Raw genomic sequence first — 21706 nt, 5'->3', positions numbered from 1 at the left:
CCTCTCCTAACTACGCCCGCGGATGGTATTTATTATAGACCTCCGCCAGTCGTTTCTTGGTAATATGCGTATAAATCTGAGTCGTTGAAATATCGGCATGGCCCAATAATTCCTGAACCACGCGCAGATCGGCGCCATTTTCCAAAATGTGCGTCGCAAACGAATGGCGCAACGTATGTGGCGTGACGTCTTTTTCAATCCCGGCAGCTTTCACTTGGGCCTTTAAATTCTTCCAAACGCCCTGTCGCGTCAGTTGCCCGCCATGATTGTTCAAAAAGAGGTAGTTGTTGCGTCGCTTCGCAGAGACCAACTTTGGCCGAGCGTTTTTTAAATAGCGCTCAACAAAATCAATCGCCACGTCCCCAATCGGAATAATGCGTTCTTTGTCACCTTTACCGATCGTTTGAATCAAGCCCAGGTCTAAGTGTAAATCATCAAGTTTCACGTTAATGGTTTCGCTGACCCGTAGTCCCGTCGCGTACATGACTTCAAGTAACGCGCGATCTCGTAGCCCGAGCGTCGTGTCAATCTTAGGCACCGCTAGCAGGCGTTCCACCTCATGCGCAGATAAGACTTGCGGCAAATGTTGCGCCCGTTTTGGGGTATCAATTTTTAACATTGGATCACTATCCACGTCACCCATTTGAGCCAAATATTGAAAAAACTTTCGTAGACTGGACACTGCGTGGATAATCGTATTGCGCGCCTTGCCTTGTTCATCAAGCACTTGTAAATAATTCAAAACAACATAACGATCAACTTGCTTAAACGACGTCATTTTTTGGGTGGTCAGATAGCCCGCGAACTCAGTTAAATCCTGCTGATAACTTTTGAGACTATTCGTCACCAACCCGCGTTCAACACGCAAAAAATGCAGGTAATCAGCAAGCTGGTCCTGCATCGTTTGATTAATCGTCGGTTTCGTCATCATTAACCTCAGTTAATTTGATTTCACCTGGTTGCTGCGTGATCAACCGTTGTTTTAATAAATTACCTACCGCGCGCTTGAATTGTCCCTTGCTAATATTAAAGTAAGTCCGAATATCTTCTGGATCACTCTTGTCCCAAAATGGCAGTGTATGATCTGCTTGATGTTGCAAGGCCGCCAATAACATTTGCGCATCGTCACCAATTTCTTCGTAACCCCGCGGCTTCAAAGACAAGTTCAATTCACCGTCACGCAGGTGCCCAATGACGCGGGCCTTCATGTGCTGTCCTAAGCGGGGTTCTTGATCTCGTTCTGAAGGATGCACAAATCCGAGATGTCCATCATCTGTGATTACCGATGTTCCCGCCATTTTTAGTCGGAAAACGGTCACTTCAGTGTCAGCATTTTTTACTTGGTCACGATCATAAGGGGTTGCCATGTCCGTGAAGACGGTTTGATCAGCCAAGGTACCCCAAAGACGTTCCTTATTATCACGCGCCAGTTTTACTAATAATCGGTCATCCTTTTTAGGCCATAATCGACTGAGCGTTGGTAGCTCATCCAAAGATACCACCAAATCCTTATTTGGTAGCCCAACATCAACGAACACGCCTAAATCATGACGCGTCCGGACAACTGTGCCCCAAACAAAATTTTCAAATGAGATCTCTGGCACATGTCGTGTCAATTGTGCTTGGTGGTTCTCATTTTCGTAAACAAACCCTTCATACATGCCGCCAATATGCAACGGTTGTTCTGGTTCTTGTTTGTCGACCCATAATGTTTGCCCATTGACTTGAACAAAATAGGCCTCGTCATTTTCATCTGTTACTTTTGCAGTAACGACCGTTCCCATAATACTATCTTCCATAATGAACTCCTTTAAATTATTGCAAACTTAAATGTAAAACTTGAATAATGCAATAAGTAATACCGGCCGCAATCACTGGTCCAGCTGCGATACCGCGTAGTAAGACGACACCCATAATCGTGCCAAAAACCAATGCCACCGTAATTTCTGGGGAAGCACTTAGCAGCCCAACGCCGTGAAATGACAAAACCGAAACTAACACCCCACAGGCCACCGCAATCCAGCCAACTGGTGATTTAAACGCATGCCATAAGTCACGAAAACCGATTTGACCAGTTGCAATCGGAATGAGGATCGCCACGGTGATGACCGTGACGCCCCAATTAATTCCTTTTTGACCAATCGTCGTTAATAACTTCGTTGTGTTGGGAATGAGTTTAATGACTAACACGACTAAGGTCGCAATTTGTAGTGATTGGTTTTTACCTAACCAGGCAATTAATAATATCGCTAATAAAAATAGCCAGCTTTCCATACGACACCTCACGTGTGTTTAATTGTAACCGAAAACGCCCCAGATAGCGAGGAATGGTCATAAATTGTATGTGAACGGATTCCAATTCCCGCCTACCGGGGGCTTCGTTTGGGGCTGGAACGCCATGAACCATTTTTGAGCCAAAAGGCGGTCTCAAAAGCTGGTTTTTGACTAACCGCGGACAAATCACCGCGCTAAGTCAAATGCCACGGCTGAGCCCCAAACGAAGTCCCTCACGGCTACAGATGAGCACTCTTTAGATTATTAGTCACCCCTTCGTGACAACTGGATCACCTATCAATTGTTGAGACAGCCGCGGATCTGGACGGACTAATACAGTTGTCATTACCAGACTGAAAAAGAATGCTTAACTCCTAAAAGTTAAAAGTGACAAAAAGAGTTGTGAACAGGATCATATTAACAACCGTCGCTCCTAAATCAAATTCGTGATGAAGTGTTCCGCCAGTCAGAATCATCGTGCTATCGCCCTGCAAACTACGGTCTGTGATTTCGACTGTCTTCACTAAAACTAGTGAGCTGCAGGCTGGGACTGATAACATCGGTCGTGATGGTGGCGTTGCATCGGCTGGTTTTGGCCGACGTTACACCACGGACTGTCCGGGACACTTGCGATTTTTGCAAATGTTTCGGGCGAGGTCCAAGACGTCCTTGGCTTGGACCGGTCCCACGACCGCATGTTATCAGTCCTAGCCGGAAGCAACAACTGCTAATTAATTCGTATAAACTAGTTATTGACACGATGGCACTTATTAGTGATTGCCATCTTTCAAGCTTTAGCTATGTATTAAAAAAGCCGCCGCTAAGCGACGACTTTTCAAATTCAGGTTTAAGTGAATTTTATAAGGCGTTTGAAGCACCGCGGTAAACAATCCCACGACGTGAATCAACCGTGATCAATTGACCATCAGCGATAACCGTTGTAGCATCCTTAACACCAACGATAACAGGAATACCCATTGAGATACCAACAACAGCAGCATGTGAAGTTAAACCGCCATTTTCAACAACCAAAGCGCTAGACTTTTCGATTGCTGGCAAGTAGTCTTTGTCGGTTGTCTTAGTAACTAAGACGCCACCTTCAACGGCCTTGTCGATTGCTTCTTGTGCAGAAGTTGCGATAACTGCTTTACCGATAACGGTTTCGTCACCGACACCTTGACCATCAGCTAAACGAGAACCAATTAATTGGATCTTCATGATGTTAGTTGTACCGCGTTCGCCAACTGGCACACCGGCAGTAATCAAGATTAAGTCGCCTTCCTTGGCAAAACCAAGTTCAACAGCTTTTGAAGCAGCTAAATCAAACATGTCATCAGTAGTTTCTGGTTTTTCAGCCACGATTGGTTGAACACCCCAGTTAACCATTAAGCCACGTTGTGTCCGTTCGTCAAAAGTGATTGCTAAGATATCAGCATCTGGACGGTACTTCGAAATCATCTTAGCAGTGTAGCCAGATTCAGTCGCAGCAACAATCGTCTTGATACCAAGGTTCTTAGCGGCACGAGCAATCGCAATACCGATTGTTTCAGTAACACTAGTTTTGTCGAAACGGTTTAATTGTAAGTTACCATTTTCAGCTAAAGTGTTTTCGGCCTTTTGGTCGATCTTAGCCATCATGGCAACTGATTCAACTGGGTAAAGCCCATTAGCACTTTCACCAGAAAGCATCGTTGCGTCAGTACCGTCAAAGACAGCGTTGGCAACGTCAGATGCTTCGGCACGAGTAGGACGTGGGTTTTCTTGCATTGAATCAAGCATTTGAGTTGCAGTAATAACTGGCATACCCAAAGCATTACATTTCTTGATTAAGCTCTTTTGTACCAAAGGCACATTTTCAGCTGGAATTTCAACACCCATGTCACCACGAGCAACCATCAAACCATCACAAACCTTAAGAATTTCATCGACGTTGTCGATACCTTCTTGTGATTCGATCTTAGGGAAGATTTGAACATGTTCCATATGCTTTTCTTCAAGTAATTCACGGATGTCTAAGACATCTTGTGGTTTACGAACGAAAGAAGCAGCAATGTAGTTGATTTCGTGATCCAAACCAAAACGAATATCGTCTGAGTCTTTTTCAGTAATCCCAGGTAAGTTGATAGAAACGCCAGGAGCGTTAGTACCTTTACGTGAGCCTAAAACGCCGGCGTTTTGAACAGTGGTAACCAATTCGCGGTTAGCTTCGTCTTTTTCGTCGATCTTCATGTCTAATAAACCATCATCGAAGAGGACATGACCACCTACATGAACATCGTCAAATAGGCCATCATAGGTAACGGCAATCTTATCCTTGGTTGATTCGAGTGAATCATCCATGGTAATACGTACCTTATCACCGATCTTGTATTCAGACTTACCGTCTTTTTGAACAGTCGTCCGAATTTCAGCACCCTTAGTATCAAGCATGATACCAACAGTCTTACCTGTAATCTTTTCTGCTTCGTGAACCTTGTTTAAACGATCCAAATGTTCTGCATGGTCACCATGCGAGAAGTTAAAGCGGAAAATATTTGCGCCGGCTTCGATCAATTTAACAATAGTGTCAGTATCGGTGCTGGCAGGACCAAGTGTTGAAACAATCTTGGTTTTCTTCATAAGAAAAATCTCTCCCTTGAAAGTTTTTATAAAAAGACATTTACGTCATTTTTATCAAATTAGTAAGAAACAAGTTAGCTAAATGAAATTTCGTCATTCAACTTAGCTAGTGACGCTTCAGTTTCATGCTTAGAATCAAACAGATCAAGCATACTGTGGTTCACTAGTTCATTGTGTTGAATACCAACAGCTAGGCCACCCTTACCGCTAAGTAAAAGTTCCACTGCATAGGCACCCATCTTGCTGGCCATGACCCGGTCTTTAGCAGATGGTCGGCCACCACGTTGCATATGGCCAATTGTGTTTGCACGGACATCAAAGTCACCGTATTGTGAAAGCTTTTCAACAAATTCATCCGCACCCATAACGCCTTCAGCCAAAACAACAATATTGCTGCGATGACCATTAGCCCGGTTGTGTTTGATTTTGTTAGCAACACTTTCCATGTCCCATTCGCGTTCAGGAACGATGATTTCATCAGCACCAGCAGAAACGCCAGCCCATAATGCCACGTCCCCAGCGCCACGACCCATGACTTCCACAACGAAAGTCCGATCATGACTGTGAGCAGTATCCTGAATCCGATCAAGAGCCTCAACGTCGGTATTAACCGCCGTATCGAAACCAATCGTGAAATCAGTGAATGGAATATCATTATCAATGGTCCCAGGAAGACCAATTGTGTTGTAGCCATGTTCAGTTAAACGTAAGGCCCCATGATAAGACCCGTCGCCACCAATAACAACCAAGGCATCGATACCGAATTTCTTCAGTTGTTCGATCCCTTTCAATTGACCTTCGACATGTGCAAATTCTGGATAACGAGCGGAATAGAGTAACGTTCCGCCTTCACCAACAACACCGTCTAAATCTACTGATTCTATTTTATGAATGTCACCAGCAACTAATCCGGCAAAGCCGTAATTGATGCCGTATGCTTCTAACCCTTCGGCCATTGCTTTACGAGCAACTGCACGAACGGCCGCATTCATACCAGGAGCGTCGCCGCCACTAGTTAAAATACCAATGCGTTTCATTTTTTCACCTCAGGCAATAAATTGAGTTCGTAACTCCATAAGTGATTTTAACACTTTTCACGAAAATTGTCTGGCTTTTTTTGAAAATAGCAGCAATTAAAAACGCCGTCATATCAAGGGATTACGCTTTTCATGACAACATTATCGCGACCTAATAGGCTTGTAAGCGCTCCAATCATTTTCGCATCATCTTGGACCCAATACTGTGAATTTAGTTCAACAGTCTTATGCGCTACACTGGAATAAATCAACACTGGATTCGATCCAGTAAATTGACGCAAAATTGTCAAGATTTCCCTTTGAGTTGCTGGCGTAGCTGTTTCCGGTTGTAAACGCAAGAATAACTGACCCGATGGCGCCGGGAAACTCGTGGCCAACTGCCACTGATTGACAATGACTTGCAACCCACGTTTGACTTCAACTTTGCCGCTGATCAAGACAATACTGTCCGTTTTAAGTGTCTCCTGCAACCGTTGATAAGTTGTCGGAAAAATCGTCAAATCAATCTCACCAGATAAGTCACTGCCGGTCGCAAAGGCCATTTGCTGACCACGTTTCGTCCGAATCACCCGAATTTTAGTAATGTAGACCAATAATTTGACATTTTGTTCAGCGCTGAGCGAGCTGACTGAGGTCGTCTGTTGTTGCTGTGCCAGCCAGTTGTATGATTCGACTGGATGACCAGAAACATACGCGCCGAGCACATCTGCTTCCTTTGCTAAACGTTCAGCCAATGGCAACTCTGGCTGTTTCTTGATCTTAGGCGCTAATGAGGCAAACAAGCTCATACTGTTACCTGCCAATTCTGCGCTAGACATCAATTCAGGCACACTCGTCAGTAATTCCGCACGGTTTAAGCCAAAATGATCTAAGGCCCCCGCGTAGATCAACGCATTCATTAGATCCGCTTTCAACCACTTTGGATCTAAACGCTGCATTAACTGTTGCAAATTTTTGAACGGGCCATTCGCTTGTCGCTCAGTAATCACACTCGCAATGAAATCGCGCCGTAAGCCCTTGATTGAGCTCAACCCAAACGTCAACTGCTGACCATTCCAATCGAAGTAGGCCCCGCTGACATTAATATCCGGCGGTACCACCTTAACTTGATGCTGTTTCGCCTCTGCCAAATATTGTTTCAACTTAGTCGCGTTACCAAGAATCGAATTCATCAGTGAGGCAAAGAACGCGCCAGAATAGTGTACCTTCAAATAGGCCAGTTCAAACGCCATTTTGCTGTAGGCGACCGCATGTGACCGGTTGAACCCATAGTTGGCAAATTGCTCAATATATTGGTAGACCTGGGTCGCAACCGCTGCCGTAAACTGTTGCTTTTCCGCGCCATCAATGAATTTTTGGCGCATTTCATCAATCACGGCTTTTTTCTTCTTACTCATCGCACGGCGTAATAAATCGGCTTCGCCTAAACTAAAACCACCCATTACCGCCGCGACCTGCATCACTTGCTCTTGATAAACCAAGATACCGTATGTCGGTCCCAAGATTGGTTGTAGTTCCGGTGCGGCATAAGTGACTGGCTCACGGCCTTGTTTGCGCGCAATAAAATGATCAATGTTTTCCATCGGACCCGGTCGGTACAACGCATTAACCGCCGCTACCAATTCAAAATTATCGGGATGCAATTTCCGCAAGACATTTCGAATACCGGCTGATTCAAACTGAAAGACGCCGGATGTGTCACCCGCTTGGAATAATTTGAGCGTCTCAGGATCATTCAAATCAATTTTGGTAATATCTAGCGCTTGCCCCGTTTGACGCTGAACATAATGTAAGGCACTCGCCAGTAACGATAAATTCCGCAGACCAAGAAAGTCCATTTTCAACAGTCCGACTGCCTCAACGGTATCTTTCGTATACTGCGTCATCATCATCGTCTCACTGCCAGCTTGCAACGGTACAATTTCAATCAAAGGCACTTCGCTGAGGACCACGCCAGCCGCATGGGTCGAATAGTGCCGTGGCAACCCTTCAATCCGTTTGGCCGTTTCAAACAACAGCCGATTTTTACTTGAATCGGCAATTAAATTTTGTAACCGCCGAGAATCTTGATAGGCCTGCGTTAACGTAATATGCAACTGATTGGGAATAGCCGCACTCCAATCACTCATTTCAAAGGTCGACAGCCCAAACACCCGGCCAACATCACGTAATGCCTGCTTCGCGGCTAAGGTGCCAAAAGTAATAATTTGAGCCACGCGATCATGACCATATTTGTCATGAACATACGCGAGGACTTGTTCGCGCTTATTGTCTGGAATATCCAAATCAATATCGGGCATGTTCGCCCGTTTGGCATTTAAGAAACGTTCAAATAACAGCCCATATTGCAAAGGATCGACATCCGTAATTTTAAGCACATAGGCCACAAGTGACCCAGCGGCAGACCCACGACCAGGACCAGTGGTAATATCGGCACGATGCGCATAATTCATCACATCCCAAACAATCAAGAAATAATCATCAAAACCCATCTGGTCAATGACTTGTAATTCTCGTTGCAAGCGTTCGTGATACGGCGCCGGGTCAACCGCGGTCGTCACGGCTTTAAGTCGTTCCGTCAATCCGGCTTCACAGAGTTGTCGTAAATACTGAGACGCCGGCAATTGTTGTGGCGTTGGAAAATGTGGTAATTGCGGCTTTTTGAAAACTAGTTCGACTTGACAAGCGGCTGCAATCGCTGTCGTCGCTTCAAGCGCAGCCGTCAAATTAAGCTGCGTGTAGGCCGCAACAAGTTCGTCAGCGGCTCTCAGATAGTGCGAGCCAGAAATGCCTTGTAAATTTTCTGGTTGGTCGATCTGCTGACCACTTTCAATTGCCCGTAACACGGAAACCGCAAAGTAATCCGTCGCTTGGACATAGTCAACGGGATCAAGGGCGACGATTGGCAACTCCTGGTCACTGGCAAATGAGACTAGCGTTGTGCGTAAGGCTGGCGATTGGTCTAACGATATGCCTAAATACAAACTGTCTGGATCACAGCTCTTTTTTAGTGACTGCAACCAAGCAATTGCTGCTGAAGATTGATCTTGCTGCAATAACGCAATCAATTCACTCTCCTTAGCGGGGGTCATGACGATTAAGTGCCCAAGATACGGTAAAATTGTGCTAAGAGTGATCGGTGTTTCCGCCGCAGCGGTTTGTTTCAAAGTCGAGAGCTGCATCAAATTTTGGTAGCCCGCCCAATCTTTGGCTAGCACAACTAATTTGAAGGTTTGCTCAGCTAACTGACTACCCGCCAGTTCTAGCGTAATGCCAAGAATCGGCGTGATCTGAGCCTGACGACAAGCATTATAGAAATCAACGATGCCGTACATCACATCAACGTCGGTTAAAGCCAGTGCTGGATAACCTTGTTTTTTGGCCGCTTGAACAAGCGCCGTAACCGTGCTGGTACTCTGAAGTAAACTGAAGGTACTAATGACCTGTAAAGGCACGACCTGCATATTGACGTCTCCCTTCTTTAGTTTTATTAAACCTATTATACCAAACCCTTGTTCCATAAAGCAGTGATAAGGCAATTGCTTTTCTGGTTGATTGTGCTAAAATTACTTTCATTGGGAGGTGTTAGAAGATGACGAAACAACTTGTAGTTATTTTCTGGAGTGTCCTTTTTGGTGAAGTCATTGGCTATATTGGTAGTGCTTTGGAATCGATGACTTACAACCCAGGCGAAATCGGTCTTGTGGCCGCAATTTTCGCTTTAGTCACGGTTAACGGCATTTCACTGATTACTAATCATTCTATGCCCATTAAAGGTTCAGAAAACAAATAAGCAATTGTAAAACAAAAAGGCCACTGCAACGTTAACCGTTGCGGTGGTCTTCTTTGTTTAGTCGCTGGTCTTTTCAACCGGTTGAGACGTTTCAAATACCAACTGATTATTCGACAAGTTGATCGTCACCGTTGACTGTGGTGCCACACGGCCGGCGATAATTTCTTTGGCTAGCGGTGTTTCGACATTATTGGTAATAAAGCGGCGCAATGGTCGGGCCCCATATGCTGGTTCGTACCCTTGCTTAGCTAGCCATTTCTTGGCGTCATCCGAAATTTTAAGCGTAATCTCACGATCTTGAAGTCGCGTTGAAAGTCGATCAATTAGCTTAACCACGATTTGTTCAATCGCGTCCAAGGACAACGGTGTGAACATGATAATATCGTCGATTCGGTTTAGAAATTCTGGCTTAAAACGTGTTTGAACCAACTGCATGACTTGTTGATGCGTTTCAGCCGACAACTTACCCTGATCGTCCACGCCCGCCAACAACAACTCAGAACCTAAGTTCGAAGTCATAATTAAGATTGTATTCTTAAAATCAACCGTCCGACCTTGACCATCCGTTAAGCGGCCATCATCTAACACTTGTAACAAAATATTAAAGACGTCCGGATGGGCTTTTTCAATTTCATCAAATAAGACAATGGAATAAGGATTGCGCCGCACAGCTTCCGTCAGTTGGCCGCCTTCTTCATAGCCAACATAACCAGGTGCCGCCCCGACTAACCGTGACACGGATTCTTTCTCCATGTACTCACTCATGTCAATTCGAACCATGTGATCGTCCGCATCAAACAAGTCTTCCGCCAATGCCTTCGCTAATTCCGTCTTCCCAACCCCGGTTGGGCCAAGGAACATGAATGATCCTAATGGCCGGTTCGGATCTTGTAAGCCCGCACGGGACCGCAAGACAGCGTCGGACACCGCATTCACTGCCGCATCCTGACCGACAACCCGTTCATGCAAATGATCTGCCAAATGTAACAATTTTTCCCGTTCGCCAGCTACCAGTTTATTAACCGGAATACCCGTCATCCGTGAGACGACGTTGGCAACTTGATCAGCGGTCACGGATTCTTCAACCAACCAATCGTCATGGTGGTCATTGGCTTCCATTTGTTTCAGTTCGGCCGCTAATTTTGGAATCGTGCCGTGTTGCAACTTCGCCGCCGTTTCCAAATCATAGTGGCTTTCGGCCGTTTCCAAATCGTGTTTGGCTTTATCTAAGGCGGCCTTCTTGTCGCTCAACGCCTTTAAACTCTTCTTTTCAGCATCCCAGCGTTCAGCCAACGCCCGTTGTTTTTCTTTCGCACTTGCTAATTCGTGCTGTAAGTCAGCCAAGCGTTTAATCGACGCGTCATCCGTTTCAGTTTTCAGTGCTGCTGCTTCAACTTCAAGCCGCATCAATTGCCGATTAACTTGGTCAAGCTCGGTTGGATTAGAATTCATTTCCACGCGAATTTCTGCGGAAGCTTCATCAATCAAGTCGAGTGCTTTATCTGGCAAAAAGTGATCCGTAATGTAACGATCCGATAATTTTGCCGCCGCAACTAAGGCATTATCATGAATCCGTACCCCGTGATGAATTTCAAAACGTTCTTTCAAGCCACGTAAAATACTGATCGTATCATCGACAGAAGGTTCCGCCACCAAGACCCGTTGAAAGCGACGTTCAAGGGCTTTATCCTTTTCCAAGTACTGCCGATATTCATCTAAGGTGGTTGCGCCAATCAAATGAAGTTCGCCACGCGCCAACATTGGTTTCAATAAATTACCAGCGTCCATGCTACCTTCAGTTTTACCGGCACCAACAATATTATGAATTTCATCAATAAACATGATGATCTGGCCATCACTCTTCTTGATTTCCTTCAAAACGGCTTTCAATCGTTCTTCAAATTCACCGCGATACTTGGCACCTGCAATCAGCGACCCCATATCTAAGGAGAACAAGGTTTTATTTTTTAAATTTTCCGGCACATCGCCACGCACAATCCGTTGTGCTAAGCCTTCAACGATCGCCGTTTTCCCAACACCCGGTTCACCAATCAAGACCGGATTATTCTTAGTCTTGCGTGACAAAATCCGAATCACATCTAGGATTTCTTCATCACGACCAATGACTGGGTCTTGATTGCCTTGGCGGGCAGCTTTCACCAAATCCACACCGTATTTTTCCAGCGCTTGATACTGGTCTTCTTGATTGCGTGACGTCACACGTTGACCGCCACGCATACGGTCAACCGCATTTTTGACTTGTCCCGCTGTGATGCCCTGTTGCGTCAAATATTTCGTTAATTGATCGCCAGTTTGCGCCATCAACGCTAAAGCGACGGTATCAGTGGCTAAGAAATCATCACCGAGTGACTGCCGTTTTTGATCGGCTGTCTGCATTAAGGTTGCCAAACTGCTGCTCAAACTTTGACCATATTGCACGTTGCCACCGCTAACCGTACTGATTTCATCTAATTCACGATCAAGCTCGGCTTGTAGCTGATCTAAATCGGCACCCGCCTCACTAAAAATCTGCCGCACCAATTCACCGGGTTGCGTTAAAAACTTAAATAAATGTGGTACGCCAATTTCTTGATGGTGTCTTGTTTGGGCAATTTTTTGGGCCTCAGCTAAGGCTTGTTGTAAACTTTCTGTTAATTGTTCTGGATTCATAATTGATAACCTCCTCAAATTTAGGTTAGCAAAAAGGCAGCGTTGAAAGCTGCCAATTTTTGTTTGACCTTTATTGACCATTGCATTATATAACGAATGACCAACCTTGCCAACTATTTAGTTTCTTGGACGTTATCTTGAATAATTTGGAGCACCACATCGACCGCTTGTGACATGACTTCTTCTGAAACATACTCGAAGCGCCCATGCATGTTTTCGCCACCGGCAAACAAGTTTGGCGTTGGTAATCCCATGAATGAAATCTTGGAACCATCAGTCCCACCACGGATTGGTTCGATCACTGGTTCAATTCCTAGCTTGAGCATCGCTTGCTTAGCTAGTTCAACGACGGTCATGTCCTTTTCGATGACTTCGCGCATATTGTAGTATTGATCTTTCATCTCAACTTTGACATGTTCCACGCCTAAGCGGTCATTAATCTGAGCAGCGACGGCTTTAAACAGCGCTTTGCGTGCTTCAAAATTTTTCCGGTCGTGATCGCGAATAATGTAAGTTAATTTGGCATTATCGACAGTGCCATCTAAGGCTAACAGGAAGAAGAAACCTTCACGTCCCTTAGTCTTTTCAGGAACTTCGGCTGCCGGTAAGCCATTTTGAAAATCAACGGCTAACTGTAACGCATTGACCATCACACCGTATGCTTCACCGGGATGGACATTGACTCCGCTAATCTTAACTTCAGCCTGCGCCGCATTAAAGGTTTCATATTCCAACTCACCTAAAGGCCCACCATCAACAGTATAAGCAAAGTCCGCCGCAAAATCGGCCACATTAAAATGATCTGCACCCGTGCCGATTTCTTCATCGGGACCAAAACCGAAGCGAACCGTGCCGTGCTTGATTTCTGGATGTGCCAACAAGTAGCCAGCAACGCTGAATAATTCCGCGACCCCGGACTTGTCATCAGCGCCAAGCAACGTGTTCCCATCGGTTGTAATTAACGTGTGACCTGCATAATTCTTCAAATGTGGGAACACTTTCGGATCGAGTTCGTAACCACTCGTCCCCAACTTAATAATCGATTGACCATCATAGTTTTCAACGATTTGTGGTTGAATGTTTTCCGAGTTAAAGTCGGCCGTGTCAATATGTGAAATAAAGCCTAACGTTTTCACATCAGCGGCGGTATTTGCAGGTAAGGTGGCAAAAACATACGCACTCTGCGGGTCTTGATGAACATTGCTTAACCCTAAATCAGTGAGTTTACGACTCAATTGGTCTAAAAAGGCCGTTTCTCGTGGTGATGAAGGGACCGTCGTTGAGGTTTCATCTGAGCGGCTGTTGACTTTGACGAACGTTAGAAAATCAGAAATTAAATTTGGATAAGTTGCCATCGGTATTTCCCCCTTGAATTTTAAATGAATGTGAAAGGATCAGTCGTTAATTGAGAGGCGACCACCTCAAGTGACCAGTCATTTTCAACTTGCCACTGCTTAAATAGCGTGGTCAGCTGTGGTTTACAAATACTTTCAATATGATGTCCAGGATCAACCACGGACAACCCGGCAGCAAGCATCTCATGCGCCGTATGATAATACACATCTCCGGTCACAAAGACTTGGGCACCCTGCTTGAGCGCCGTCTTGTAAAACTTACCGCCATCGCCACCAAGCACAGCGACACGTTGAATCAAGGCATCCGGCTGCTGACTGACTAGCCGTAAGCCTTGAATGTGGAACGTGGTTTTACATTGTTCCGCAAAAGCCCGTACGGTCATCGGTTCAGCGAGAGTCCCAATGCGGCCCATCGTGTACTGATGACCACCACTTACTAAGGGTTGGAGTTGGTAATCCCACTGATTGGCTGGAACAATTTGATTAATGCCAGCCACCGCAGTCGCGACGGCATCTTGTAAAATGTCGACCGTGAACTGTTCGCCTGAATTAAACGCATAACGATCTAATTTAGCCCCAGCAGTCTTGGTCAAATAGTCTTGGACTGCTTCGACTCGATCGGTTGGCACGATTGCCGTTAATTTGACGGCATCGGCATGATAACCAGGCACTAGACCGGTCACATTTTGTAGTTTTAACGCCGTTGCCAGCCATTCATTCATCCCACCGTCAGCACTATCTAAATTGGTATGTGCCGCATAGACGACGATGCGATGCGCCGCAATGGCCGCATACATTGCTTTTTGTGGGTCTTGATAGTCTAAGTTAGCTGCTGGTCGAAACATCACGGGATGGTGCGCAAAGATCATATCCGCACCAAGCTTGATGGCCTCATCAACGACTTCTGGCCGCACATCCAAGGTCACTAAAACTTTATGGATTTCTTGGTTCCGATCACCAATTTGTAACCCAGTTGGATCACGATCCCATTTCAACTTTAATGGTGCAAATTGTTCAAAACGTTGGATTAACTCATTTGCCAACATCTGATAAGACTCCCTCGATTAATTTAATTTTCGTCTCCGCGGCAGCTAGATGTGCCGTTGGGGCAACTTTGGCTTGCTGCATCTGCGCAACAGCCGACTGGGACCGTTGTAATTCTCGCTGCCATTTTGCGACAAAGACTGGTGACTTTTCAGCGACCAAAAACGGCCCAAATAACTGTTCTGCGGGCGTATAGTGAACCGACTCAGTGGTCCGATCCGCTACAATGACTTCGTAAGTGTGGCCGTCTTCAGCTAAAATCCGTTCCGCGGTAATTTTGAACTGATTGTGTGCTAACCAGTCACGCACCGTTGCCTCACCAACATTCGGCTGTAACACCAATCGTTTTACGCCAATTAAGGCAGCCGGGCCTTGGGTTAAAATGTGTCGAATTAACGGCCCACCCATGCCGGCAATTGTAATCGTATCAATCTGGTCCGCCGGTTGAATCGCTGCTAAACCATCCGCCAACCGCGCCACCAAGTGGTCACCTAACCGCAATTTTTCGATCTCGTGCTGGGCATTCTCAAATGGTCCTTTAACGACTTCGCCTGCGACACCGTAACTAATTCGCCGATTTAACGCTAAGTTAGCCGGCAAGTAGGCATGATCTGAACCAATATCGGCCAATCGCGCCCCTTGTGGCACAAAAGCGCCAACCGTTGTTAATCGTACTGATAATTGTTTGGCATCCACCGACATAACCCCTTTTTTAACGTTATTATTTAAATCGCTTTCCTGATTTTATTTTACCATTGTTTGTGAAGCCTGTTAGTGACAATCGCCAAAATTTTTAACACGCCAATGACGTCGCCCCAATATTTTCATCAAATTAAACTGATCTAGAATCGGCTTGCGTAACTGACCCTTGTAAAGGAGACAGCGACCCATTGCTGCGTATTAAATCGTATTGAGACCTACTAAAACCAACCCAACTAAGGAGTGTTAAACGATGATTCAATCCCAACTGAAAACGATCCTATTAGATCGGACCATTACTAATCAAGAATTAGCCGCCATGACGGGCATCAATCAAAAGGCATTGACTAAAATTATTGATGGTCGGGCCAAGAGTATTACCTTTACACAGTTAAACAAAATCATCCGGGCACTCGATATCGAACTCAACGACTTATTCCTGATTTCTCCAGACTTGGATCTTGATGTGACGCTCACAGCGATGGATGAAAACGCCCAGCAATTTAATGGCACTGTTAGCTTTATTGATCATGATCAACAACTGCAGTTTGATCTACCTTTAACTGGTCGCTATCATCAGAATGGTAGTCTATTCACCTTTACTTTGAACGATGCCTTTGATGAGGTGCTTGAGGGTGATGGGATTGCGACCAGATTAGATCAACTCTTACCCGTTGAAACCTTGTCACCGTCAAAACGCGCCTTACTGCAACTACTAGAACAATATCCCGAACAACAAGCTTGGTTTGAAGCCGGTGGCATGCAACTCAGCAGCGAACCGACCGACGCCGAACTTGAACGCTATTTACAAGTCGGTAATTTAGTCGCTCGAACACAATATGAGCGGCTGCACCGACTAATCGAGCCACTCGCGATGTACTTTTTGGCTGCCATCTATGGTCAATTTCCTAAGTTTCTAGGTAATCCGCAGCTGATTGCGTTGCCTTGGGGTGTGCCAGATACCTTCCGTGTCTTCAATTTCAATCTCGCAGAAAGTCCAGAATCACTAGCCAACGGCGGCATTACCAAACGTCAGGAACAAATCCGTCAGCAACAAGCCTTTCCAGTGAGTTACACAAGTTTAGATGTGATTAGTTATTTCTCTGCGTCCTAACGCTGCCCGCTAGCCATCACGAGCTAAAAACCATAAATGGTTATATCACTAAAGTCGAAGTAGCCCCCAAGATTGGACAGAAATGCCAACCTTGGGGGTTTTATGATCTGCGGCTTTCATAAAGCTGTCGAGCCGAGTTTAAGGTTGCAGTTGCCAGTTGCGCGTGATGCTGATAATTCAGTTGACGAAAACATGTGATTGCCTGATCGGAGCGAGCCTGTGCGGCTAAATTTCCTTGTAACAATTGAACAATGCCTGCATAGAATTCGGCATAATTGCGGTAAAACATCTGTGTTTCATCTTGTGAAAATTCGGCAAGGCTCGCCAACAGTTGGGTTGCCAAAGCCAGTTCATCTGCGAAAATAACTTGATGAATGGCGTTAATGAGGAAGACACAAATAATACTTTTGCCGGGGGTGAACTCACGATAACGTTGTAGGCTAGCCATGATCGTTCGAAAATACAACGTTAAATCTTCCGAAGTAATCAGATCCATTGTGTTGCTCGCAAAGCGAATATCTTCAATCGTCCATGATTGGATTGCCGCTAACAATTCGGTCACGGGACGTTTGATTGTCTCCGGCACAGTATCGCCAAGCACCTTGCCACTGGCTTGATAATAAGCCAACTGAGACAAGCGTAACTCAAGTTGTAATACCCGAATCGCTTGTTGCTCGCTATGTGGGTAACGCACCAAATACTCCTGTTTAAACTGACGTAATGCCTGCAAATCTGTTCGATTACCCCAGTGTAAGAACCCCGCATAAAACCATTCAGTCTCATCGGGCCGATAACCACGATGAATATACAAAAACTCTGCCAGATCCATCGGAAATCGTGCCAAGATTTGTTGAAGCAAGAAAAAAGAAATTTCATGATTGCCTTGCTCAAAACGAATGGCATAAGACTTCGATAGAATTTCTTGATAGAGTCTTTTTTGCGTTAAGCCTTTTTTGAGGCGAATCTGTCGCATGGTTTCACCAAAACTTGACATGCGTCTCACTCCTTAAAATTAAGTAGTCGCAAATAGGCTACTTTCTTATAAAAATCATATTGTAGAAGTTATAGTATTTCCATCAAATATAGCTTACTTTTTCGTCACAAACAATTGTTACGCTTGCACATGCAGCGCCAACCATCGAAGGAGGAAATTTAATATGAACAGTCTTGAAATCATTCCAATCAATTTTCAAAGATTAGTGCTAGGCAGTCTCGGTTTAATTGGCGGTTTCTGGTTATTAACCGCATTTAGTTGGGCCTGGTGGGCGCTACTGATTGGCGGCGGTCTGGCTTGGCTCGTGGTGTTTCAACGAACGACTTGGTCAGCATTCCGACGACCACATCGTCTTTGGACCATTCCACTAGGCGCAATCGGCTATTTGCTCTTAAGCCTGGCGGTCGGACTATTAGCCAAACAACTGGGATTTAACTGGTCAGCAAATCCGGAAAGTGGTCACTTGACCATCCTGATTTTCAAGTTACCCTTGATGTTAATGGGTGAAGAATTATTAGGGATTGGTATTCTCGAAGTCGCTCGCAATCAGGGGCGTTCACTGCTATTTAGCACGCTAATCAGTGCCCTCATTTTTGGCCTGATGCACGCAGTTGTTTACTGGGATGGTGACCTTGTTTCAACCTTCGTCCACGTGATTGTTCTTCAAGGCATGGCTCGCCTAATTTTTAACGGTATTTATTTAGCGACTGGAAAAAGTCTCTGGGGGTCTTGGAGTTGTCACCTCTTAGTTGACCTCGTTGCTTTGAGCTTGTAACCTCATTCTACGCTTCCTTAATAACCAGCCCATATACGCCGCCGACAAACAAAAAAAACGGTCGTATCAGCACCCTCATTGAGGTGACTGATACGACCGTTTTCCGCTCATTCTTTATTCCAAGAAATCTTTTAATTGTTTGCTACGTGATGGGTGGCGCAACTTCCGCAACGCTTTCGCTTCAATTTGACGAATCCGTTCACGCGTCACACCGAAGACTTTTCCAACTTCTTCCAAAGTCCGAGTCCGACCGTCATCTAAACCGAAACGTAACCGCAAGACATTTTCTTCCCGATCCGTTAAGGTATCAAGGACGCCTTCCAATTGTTCTTTCAAAAGTTCATAAGCGGCCGCATCCGCAGGGGAAGTGGCATCCTGATCTTCAATGAAGTCACCCAAATGCGAGTCATCCTCTTCACCAATTGGTGTTTCCAATGAAACGGGTTCTTGGGCAATCTTCAAGATTTCACGAACCTTTTCCGTTGGCATATCCATTTCGGCCCCAATTTCTTCAGGGGTTGGTTCGCGACCAAGATCTTGCAACAATTGACGCTGAATCCGAATCAATTTATTAATGGTTTCCACCATATGAACTGGAATCCGGATGGTCCGTGCTTGGTCCGCAATTGCCCGCGTAATCGCTTGGCGAATCCACCAAGTGGCATACGTTGAGAACTTGAATCCCTTGCGATAATCGAACTTTTCAACGGCCTTCATCAAGCCCATGTTACCTTCTTGAATCAAATCCAAAAATTGCATGCCACGCCCAACATAACGTTTGGCAATTGAAACGACCAACCGCAAGTTGGCTTCAGCTAATTCTTGTTTGGCACTTTCATCACCTTGTTCGATCCGCAAGGCTAGCGCAACTTCTTCATCAGCAGTTAACAAATCAACCCGACCAATTTCCTTCAAATACATCCGTACGGGATCATTGATTTTAATCCCAGTTGAGGAACCGGCCGTGCTTAATTCTTTCTTGCTGACCTTCTTCACGCTCTTAACGGCCCGAGCATCTGGTTCGCCCTTTTCATCAACAACGCTGATCCCAGCATCTTCAACTTTTTGTAATAATTTATCAATCTTCTTGGCATCTAATTTGAACGGTGCGGCAAGTTTGTCGGATAATTCATCATACTTGATCGTACCCGTTTTCTTGTAATCTTTAATTAAGGCACGTACGGCCTTGTTATATTCAGTCGTTGTGCTTGTTGATTTTGCTTTTGCCATAAAATTGCAGCCTCCTATAAGTTGTCAGCTTGTTGTACCCGCTGTGCTTGCCGGTACAACTCAATTAATTCCAAAGTCAGTTGTTGGACTAAATCATTGTTGCCCAACTGTTTCGCCGTTGTTAACTCGGCTTTTTTACCATTAATTTTTTCCGCGACCGGTTGTTGATTCATGATCACATTGACTAGATCCGCTACTTCTTCTTTCGACGTCTCACTCGCGACATCCATAAACTCGAGGCTCGTCACTACCGGCTGCAAGGCTTGATCGCCCATAAAGTCGGTAAAATTGGCCAGCTCAAACTGAGGATGTGTCTTAAAGTAAGCTTCCGCATAAACTAGAATCTGCTGATAATTGTCATGCACAAAATGGAAGCCCGCAATTGCCATGACACGTAGCCAAACATCATGATCATGCAGTAATCGGAACAATAGCAAGCGTTCTGCCCGTTCAACGCGGCTAATCGGCCCATTATCTGGTGCCATCCCCGTGATCGTCGGGGGCGGTGGCGTCATGTCAACTGGTGGTGGTGGCGTTGGTGGCCCACCGTGCGGCTGTTGCTGATGAACCGTTTGCTGGCCCACCACTCGCCGTAATTGTTGTCGCAAGTCGGCTTTATCTAACCCGAACTCTTGACCCAATTGGTTTAAATATAAGTCTTGCTCAACACTGGAATCAAGTTGACTCAGCTGTTGCAAAACCGCTGCAATATAAGTCAACTGGTCTTGGGTATTTTGCAAATTTAAATCATGCCGCAAGTATTGCATTTCAAACGCAGTCGGCGTTTGTTGTCCCGCACTAAAAACGGCCGCAAACTTTTCAGTCCCAGCAGAACGTAAGTACTCGTCTGGGTCCATTCCGTCTGGCATTTGAATCACACCGAGCTTCAGCCGACTATTGCCACCTAAGAGCTTTAAGGCGCGATCCGTGGCCTTCTGTCCCGGCATATCACTATCATAGCAAATATAAAGCTGATCCGTCACCCGTTCCAACATGTAAATTTGCTCGTTGGTCAAGCTTGTCCCCATTGAGGCCACACCATTTTGAATCCCAGCCCGGTAGGCGGCGATGACGTCCATAAACCCTTCGAATAACACAACTGATTTATTTTGACGAATGGCACCGCGCGCCAGATCAAAATTAAATAAGACCGACCGTTTATTAAAGAGCTTGGTTTCTGGGCTATTCAAATACTTCGGTTCATCAGGAGATTTTTTAAGAATTCGTCCCGAGAACGCAATCACCCGACCACTAGCATCTTTAATGGGGAATAAGACCCGACCGACGAACCGGTCACGCAATTCACCCGCTTGATTTTCAATAAACAGACCTGATTGCCGTAATAACTGATAATCAATCTGATGTTCCTGAAAGAAATCCAGTAGCAGGCGCTCAGGCGGTGCATAGCCAATATCAAAGGTTTTGATGATGTCATCGTCCAAGCCCCGTTCATGCAAGTAGCTCAGCGCCGGTTCACCGGCTTCGGTGTTCATCAACACGTGCTGGTAGAGCTTCGTGCTATCGGCATATAATTTCAGTAAATCAGCTTGTTCTTGATTTTTTGGCGTTGCCGGCTGACTTTGTGCGGTGTAACTGGCTGGCAAGTCAATGTGCCCAAAATCAGCCACTTTGGCGACGGCTTCTGGAAATGATAAATTTTCCAAGTCCATAATAAATGAAAAAACATTACCGCCTCGACCACAACTAAAACAATGAAAAATTTGCTTTTGTTCATTGACCGAAAAAGACGGCGTCCGTTCCTCATGAAACGGACACAGCCCAAATAAATTTTTGCCAGCCTTTTTCAGTTGGACATACTGGCCAACAAAGTCTGCGATATTGACCGCGGTGCGAACCTGATCAACTTTTTCTTCTGGAATTAAATTGGCCAAATCGCCACCCCATTTCTCACCATAACGACTGACACTAATCTAAAAACATTGAAAAGTCGCATCACGACAACGAGATGCGACTATTAATGTGCGAATTTCTACAAAATATAGTCTACCACAAGTTTGACAGCACTGCAATAATAAGTCTCGCTTATTAGACAGATCTGTCAAGTTTGTCTCACTTGAAATCTGGAGACAAAAAAAGGAATC

General features: G+C 45.3%; 18 protein-coding genes. 4 read left to right on the top strand and 14 right to left on the bottom strand.

Going from position 1 to position 21706, the window contains the following annotated elements; genetic code table 11:
• Positions 1-10: 10 nt before the first annotated feature.
• Genes xerD through FFM74_RS05170 form a run of 3 tightly spaced genes read right to left on the bottom strand, consistent with a single transcriptional unit; the run spans position 11 to position 2274 of the window.
• A complete protein-coding gene (xerD, locus tag FFM74_RS05180; protein WP_137625635.1) occupies positions 11-901 on the bottom strand; it encodes a site-specific tyrosine recombinase XerD in 891 nt (296 codons plus the stop codon).
• A 7-nt stretch (positions 902-908) separates the two neighbouring features.
• The gene (locus FFM74_RS05175) at positions 909-1799 is read right to left on the bottom strand and encodes a CvfB family protein (protein ID WP_137625571.1); all 891 of its coding nucleotides are present in this window, start codon (positions 1797-1799) and stop codon (positions 909-911) included.
• Between the two features lie 16 nt (positions 1800-1815).
• Positions 1816-2274 (bottom strand): DUF441 domain-containing protein, encoded by a 459-nt coding sequence (locus FFM74_RS05170; protein ID WP_137625570.1) that lies wholly within the window; start codon positions 2272-2274, stop codon positions 1816-1818.
• 504 nt (positions 2275-2778) lie between these two features.
• On the opposite strand from FFM74_RS05170, the gene FFM74_RS05165 reads away from it, so the two are divergent.
• A complete protein-coding gene (locus tag FFM74_RS05165; RefSeq protein ID WP_137625569.1) occupies positions 2779-2985 on the top strand; it encodes a hypothetical protein in 207 nt (68 codons plus the stop codon).
• Positions 2986-3132: 147 nt separating this feature from the next.
• Here FFM74_RS05165 and pyk read toward each other — a convergent pair whose 3' ends face one another.
• The 4 genes from pyk to FFM74_RS13640 all read right to left on the bottom strand — a co-directional run bounded on the left by pyk (position 3133) and on the right by FFM74_RS13640 (position 9506).
• Positions 3133-4893: a pyruvate kinase gene (gene pyk, locus FFM74_RS05160; protein ID WP_137625568.1), complete on the bottom strand. Its 1761-nt coding sequence runs from the start codon at positions 4891-4893 to the stop codon at positions 3133-3135.
• Positions 4894-4967: 74 nt separating this feature from the next.
• A complete protein-coding gene (gene pfkA, locus FFM74_RS05155; RefSeq protein ID WP_137625567.1) occupies positions 4968-5930 on the bottom strand; it encodes a 6-phosphofructokinase in 963 nt (320 codons plus the stop codon).
• 113 nt (positions 5931-6043) lie between these two features.
• Positions 6044-9394 carry a DNA polymerase III subunit alpha gene (dnaE, locus tag FFM74_RS05150; RefSeq protein ID WP_137625566.1) on the bottom strand — a complete coding sequence of 1117 codons (3351 nt, stop codon included), beginning with the start codon at positions 9392-9394 and terminating at the stop codon, positions 6044-6046.
• On the bottom strand, positions 9366-9506 hold the full coding sequence (locus tag FFM74_RS13640; protein ID WP_171000655.1) for a hypothetical protein: 141 nt from the start codon (positions 9504-9506) through the stop codon (positions 9366-9368). Before FFM74_RS13640 ends, dnaE begins: the two co-directional genes overlap by 29 nt.
• Positions 9507-9522: 16 nt before the next feature.
• Between FFM74_RS13640 and FFM74_RS05145 the strand changes: the two genes are divergently transcribed.
• On the top strand, positions 9523-9723 hold the full coding sequence (locus FFM74_RS05145; RefSeq protein WP_137625565.1) for a YjzD family protein: 201 nt from the start codon (positions 9523-9525) through the stop codon (positions 9721-9723).
• 57 nt (positions 9724-9780) lie between these two features.
• Here FFM74_RS05145 and clpB read toward each other — a convergent pair whose 3' ends face one another.
• From clpB to FFM74_RS05125, 4 genes are all read right to left on the bottom strand, one after another.
• Positions 9781-12393: an ATP-dependent chaperone ClpB gene (gene clpB, locus FFM74_RS05140; protein ID WP_137625564.1), complete on the bottom strand. Its 2613-nt coding sequence runs from the start codon at positions 12391-12393 to the stop codon at positions 9781-9783.
• A 113-nt stretch (positions 12394-12506) separates the two neighbouring features.
• Positions 12507-13748 carry a peptidase T gene (gene pepT, locus FFM74_RS05135; protein ID WP_137625563.1) on the bottom strand — a complete coding sequence of 414 codons (1242 nt, stop codon included), beginning with the start codon at positions 13746-13748 and terminating at the stop codon, positions 12507-12509.
• Between the two features lie 20 nt (positions 13749-13768).
• A complete protein-coding gene (locus FFM74_RS05130) occupies positions 13769-14794 on the bottom strand; it encodes a Nif3-like dinuclear metal center hexameric protein (RefSeq protein WP_137625562.1) in 1026 nt (341 codons plus the stop codon).
• Positions 14781-15488 (bottom strand): tRNA (adenine(22)-N(1))-methyltransferase, encoded by a 708-nt coding sequence (locus FFM74_RS05125; RefSeq protein WP_137625561.1) that lies wholly within the window; start codon positions 15486-15488, stop codon positions 14781-14783. The genes FFM74_RS05130 and FFM74_RS05125 overlap by 14 nt, the downstream gene beginning before the upstream one ends.
• Positions 15489-15744: 256 nt before the next feature.
• Between FFM74_RS05125 and FFM74_RS05120 the strand changes: the two genes are divergently transcribed.
• Positions 15745-16605: a helix-turn-helix domain-containing protein gene (locus tag FFM74_RS05120; protein ID WP_137625560.1), complete on the top strand. Its 861-nt coding sequence runs from the start codon at positions 15745-15747 to the stop codon at positions 16603-16605.
• A 100-nt stretch (positions 16606-16705) separates the two neighbouring features.
• On the opposite strand, the gene FFM74_RS05115 is transcribed toward FFM74_RS05120, so the two are convergent.
• Positions 16706-17599, bottom strand: coding sequence for a helix-turn-helix domain-containing protein (locus tag FFM74_RS05115; RefSeq protein WP_137625559.1), 894 nt, complete (start codon positions 17597-17599; stop codon positions 16706-16708).
• A gap of 163 nt (positions 17600-17762) precedes the next feature.
• Between FFM74_RS05115 and FFM74_RS05110 the strand changes: the two genes are divergently transcribed.
• Positions 17763-18374: a CPBP family glutamic-type intramembrane protease gene (locus FFM74_RS05110; protein ID WP_137625558.1), complete on the top strand. Its 612-nt coding sequence runs from the start codon at positions 17763-17765 to the stop codon at positions 18372-18374.
• A 114-nt stretch (positions 18375-18488) separates the two neighbouring features.
• Here FFM74_RS05110 and rpoD read toward each other — a convergent pair whose 3' ends face one another.
• Together rpoD and dnaG are read right to left on the bottom strand one after the other, a co-directional pair.
• Entirely contained in the window at positions 18489-19604 is a 1116-nt protein-coding gene (rpoD, locus tag FFM74_RS05105) for an RNA polymerase sigma factor RpoD (RefSeq protein WP_137625557.1), read from the bottom strand.
• A 14-nt stretch (positions 19605-19618) separates the two neighbouring features.
• Positions 19619-21496 (bottom strand): DNA primase, encoded by a 1878-nt coding sequence (gene dnaG, locus FFM74_RS05100; RefSeq protein WP_137625556.1) that lies wholly within the window; start codon positions 21494-21496, stop codon positions 19619-19621.
• Positions 21497-21706: the final 210 nt, after the last annotated feature.

Origin of the sequence: Lactiplantibacillus pingfangensis, assembly GCF_005404945.1 — a bacterium.
GTDB classification, from domain to species: Bacteria; Bacillota; Bacilli; order Lactobacillales; family Lactobacillaceae; genus Lactiplantibacillus; species Lactiplantibacillus pingfangensis.
This window is presented reverse-complemented; position numbering and strand designations above follow the sequence as displayed.

Excerpts from the sequence above, each read along its gene's own strand:
- xerD (WP_137625635.1), bottom strand. The coding sequence starts at position 901 with ATGCAGGACCAGCTTGCTGATTACCTGCATTTTTTGCGTGTTGAACGC.
- FFM74_RS05175 (WP_137625571.1), bottom strand. The coding sequence starts at position 1,799 with ATGGAAGATAGTATTATGGGAACGGTCGTTACTGCAAAAGTAACAGAT.
- FFM74_RS05170 (WP_137625570.1), bottom strand. The coding sequence starts at position 2,274 with ATGGAAAGCTGGCTATTTTTATTAGCGATATTATTAATTGCCTGGTTA.
- pyk (WP_137625568.1), bottom strand. The coding sequence starts at position 4,893 with ATGAAGAAAACCAAGATTGTTTCAACACTTGGTCCTGCCAGCACCGAT.
- pfkA (WP_137625567.1), bottom strand. The coding sequence starts at position 5,930 with ATGAAACGCATTGGTATTTTAACTAGTGGCGGCGACGCTCCTGGTATG.
- dnaE (WP_137625566.1), bottom strand. The coding sequence starts at position 9,394 with ATGCAGGTCGTGCCTTTACAGGTCATTAGTACCTTCAGTTTACTTCAG.
- FFM74_RS13640 (WP_171000655.1), bottom strand. The coding sequence starts at position 9,506 with ATGAAAGTAATTTTAGCACAATCAACCAGAAAAGCAATTGCCTTATCA.
- FFM74_RS05145 (WP_137625565.1), top strand. The coding sequence starts at position 9,523 with ATGACGAAACAACTTGTAGTTATTTTCTGGAGTGTCCTTTTTGGTGAA.
- clpB (WP_137625564.1), bottom strand. The coding sequence starts at position 12,393 with ATGAATCCAGAACAATTAACAGAAAGTTTACAACAAGCCTTAGCTGAG.
- pepT (WP_137625563.1), bottom strand. The coding sequence starts at position 13,748 with ATGGCAACTTATCCAAATTTAATTTCTGATTTTCTAACGTTCGTCAAA.
- FFM74_RS05130 (WP_137625562.1), bottom strand. The coding sequence starts at position 14,794 with ATGTTGGCAAATGAGTTAATCCAACGTTTTGAACAATTTGCACCATTA.
- FFM74_RS05120 (WP_137625560.1), top strand. The coding sequence starts at position 15,745 with ATGATTCAATCCCAACTGAAAACGATCCTATTAGATCGGACCATTACT.
- FFM74_RS05115 (WP_137625559.1), bottom strand. The coding sequence starts at position 17,599 with ATGTCAAGTTTTGGTGAAACCATGCGACAGATTCGCCTCAAAAAAGGC.
- FFM74_RS05110 (WP_137625558.1), top strand. The coding sequence starts at position 17,763 with ATGAACAGTCTTGAAATCATTCCAATCAATTTTCAAAGATTAGTGCTA.
- rpoD (WP_137625557.1), bottom strand. The coding sequence starts at position 19,604 with ATGGCAAAAGCAAAATCAACAAGCACAACGACTGAATATAACAAGGCC.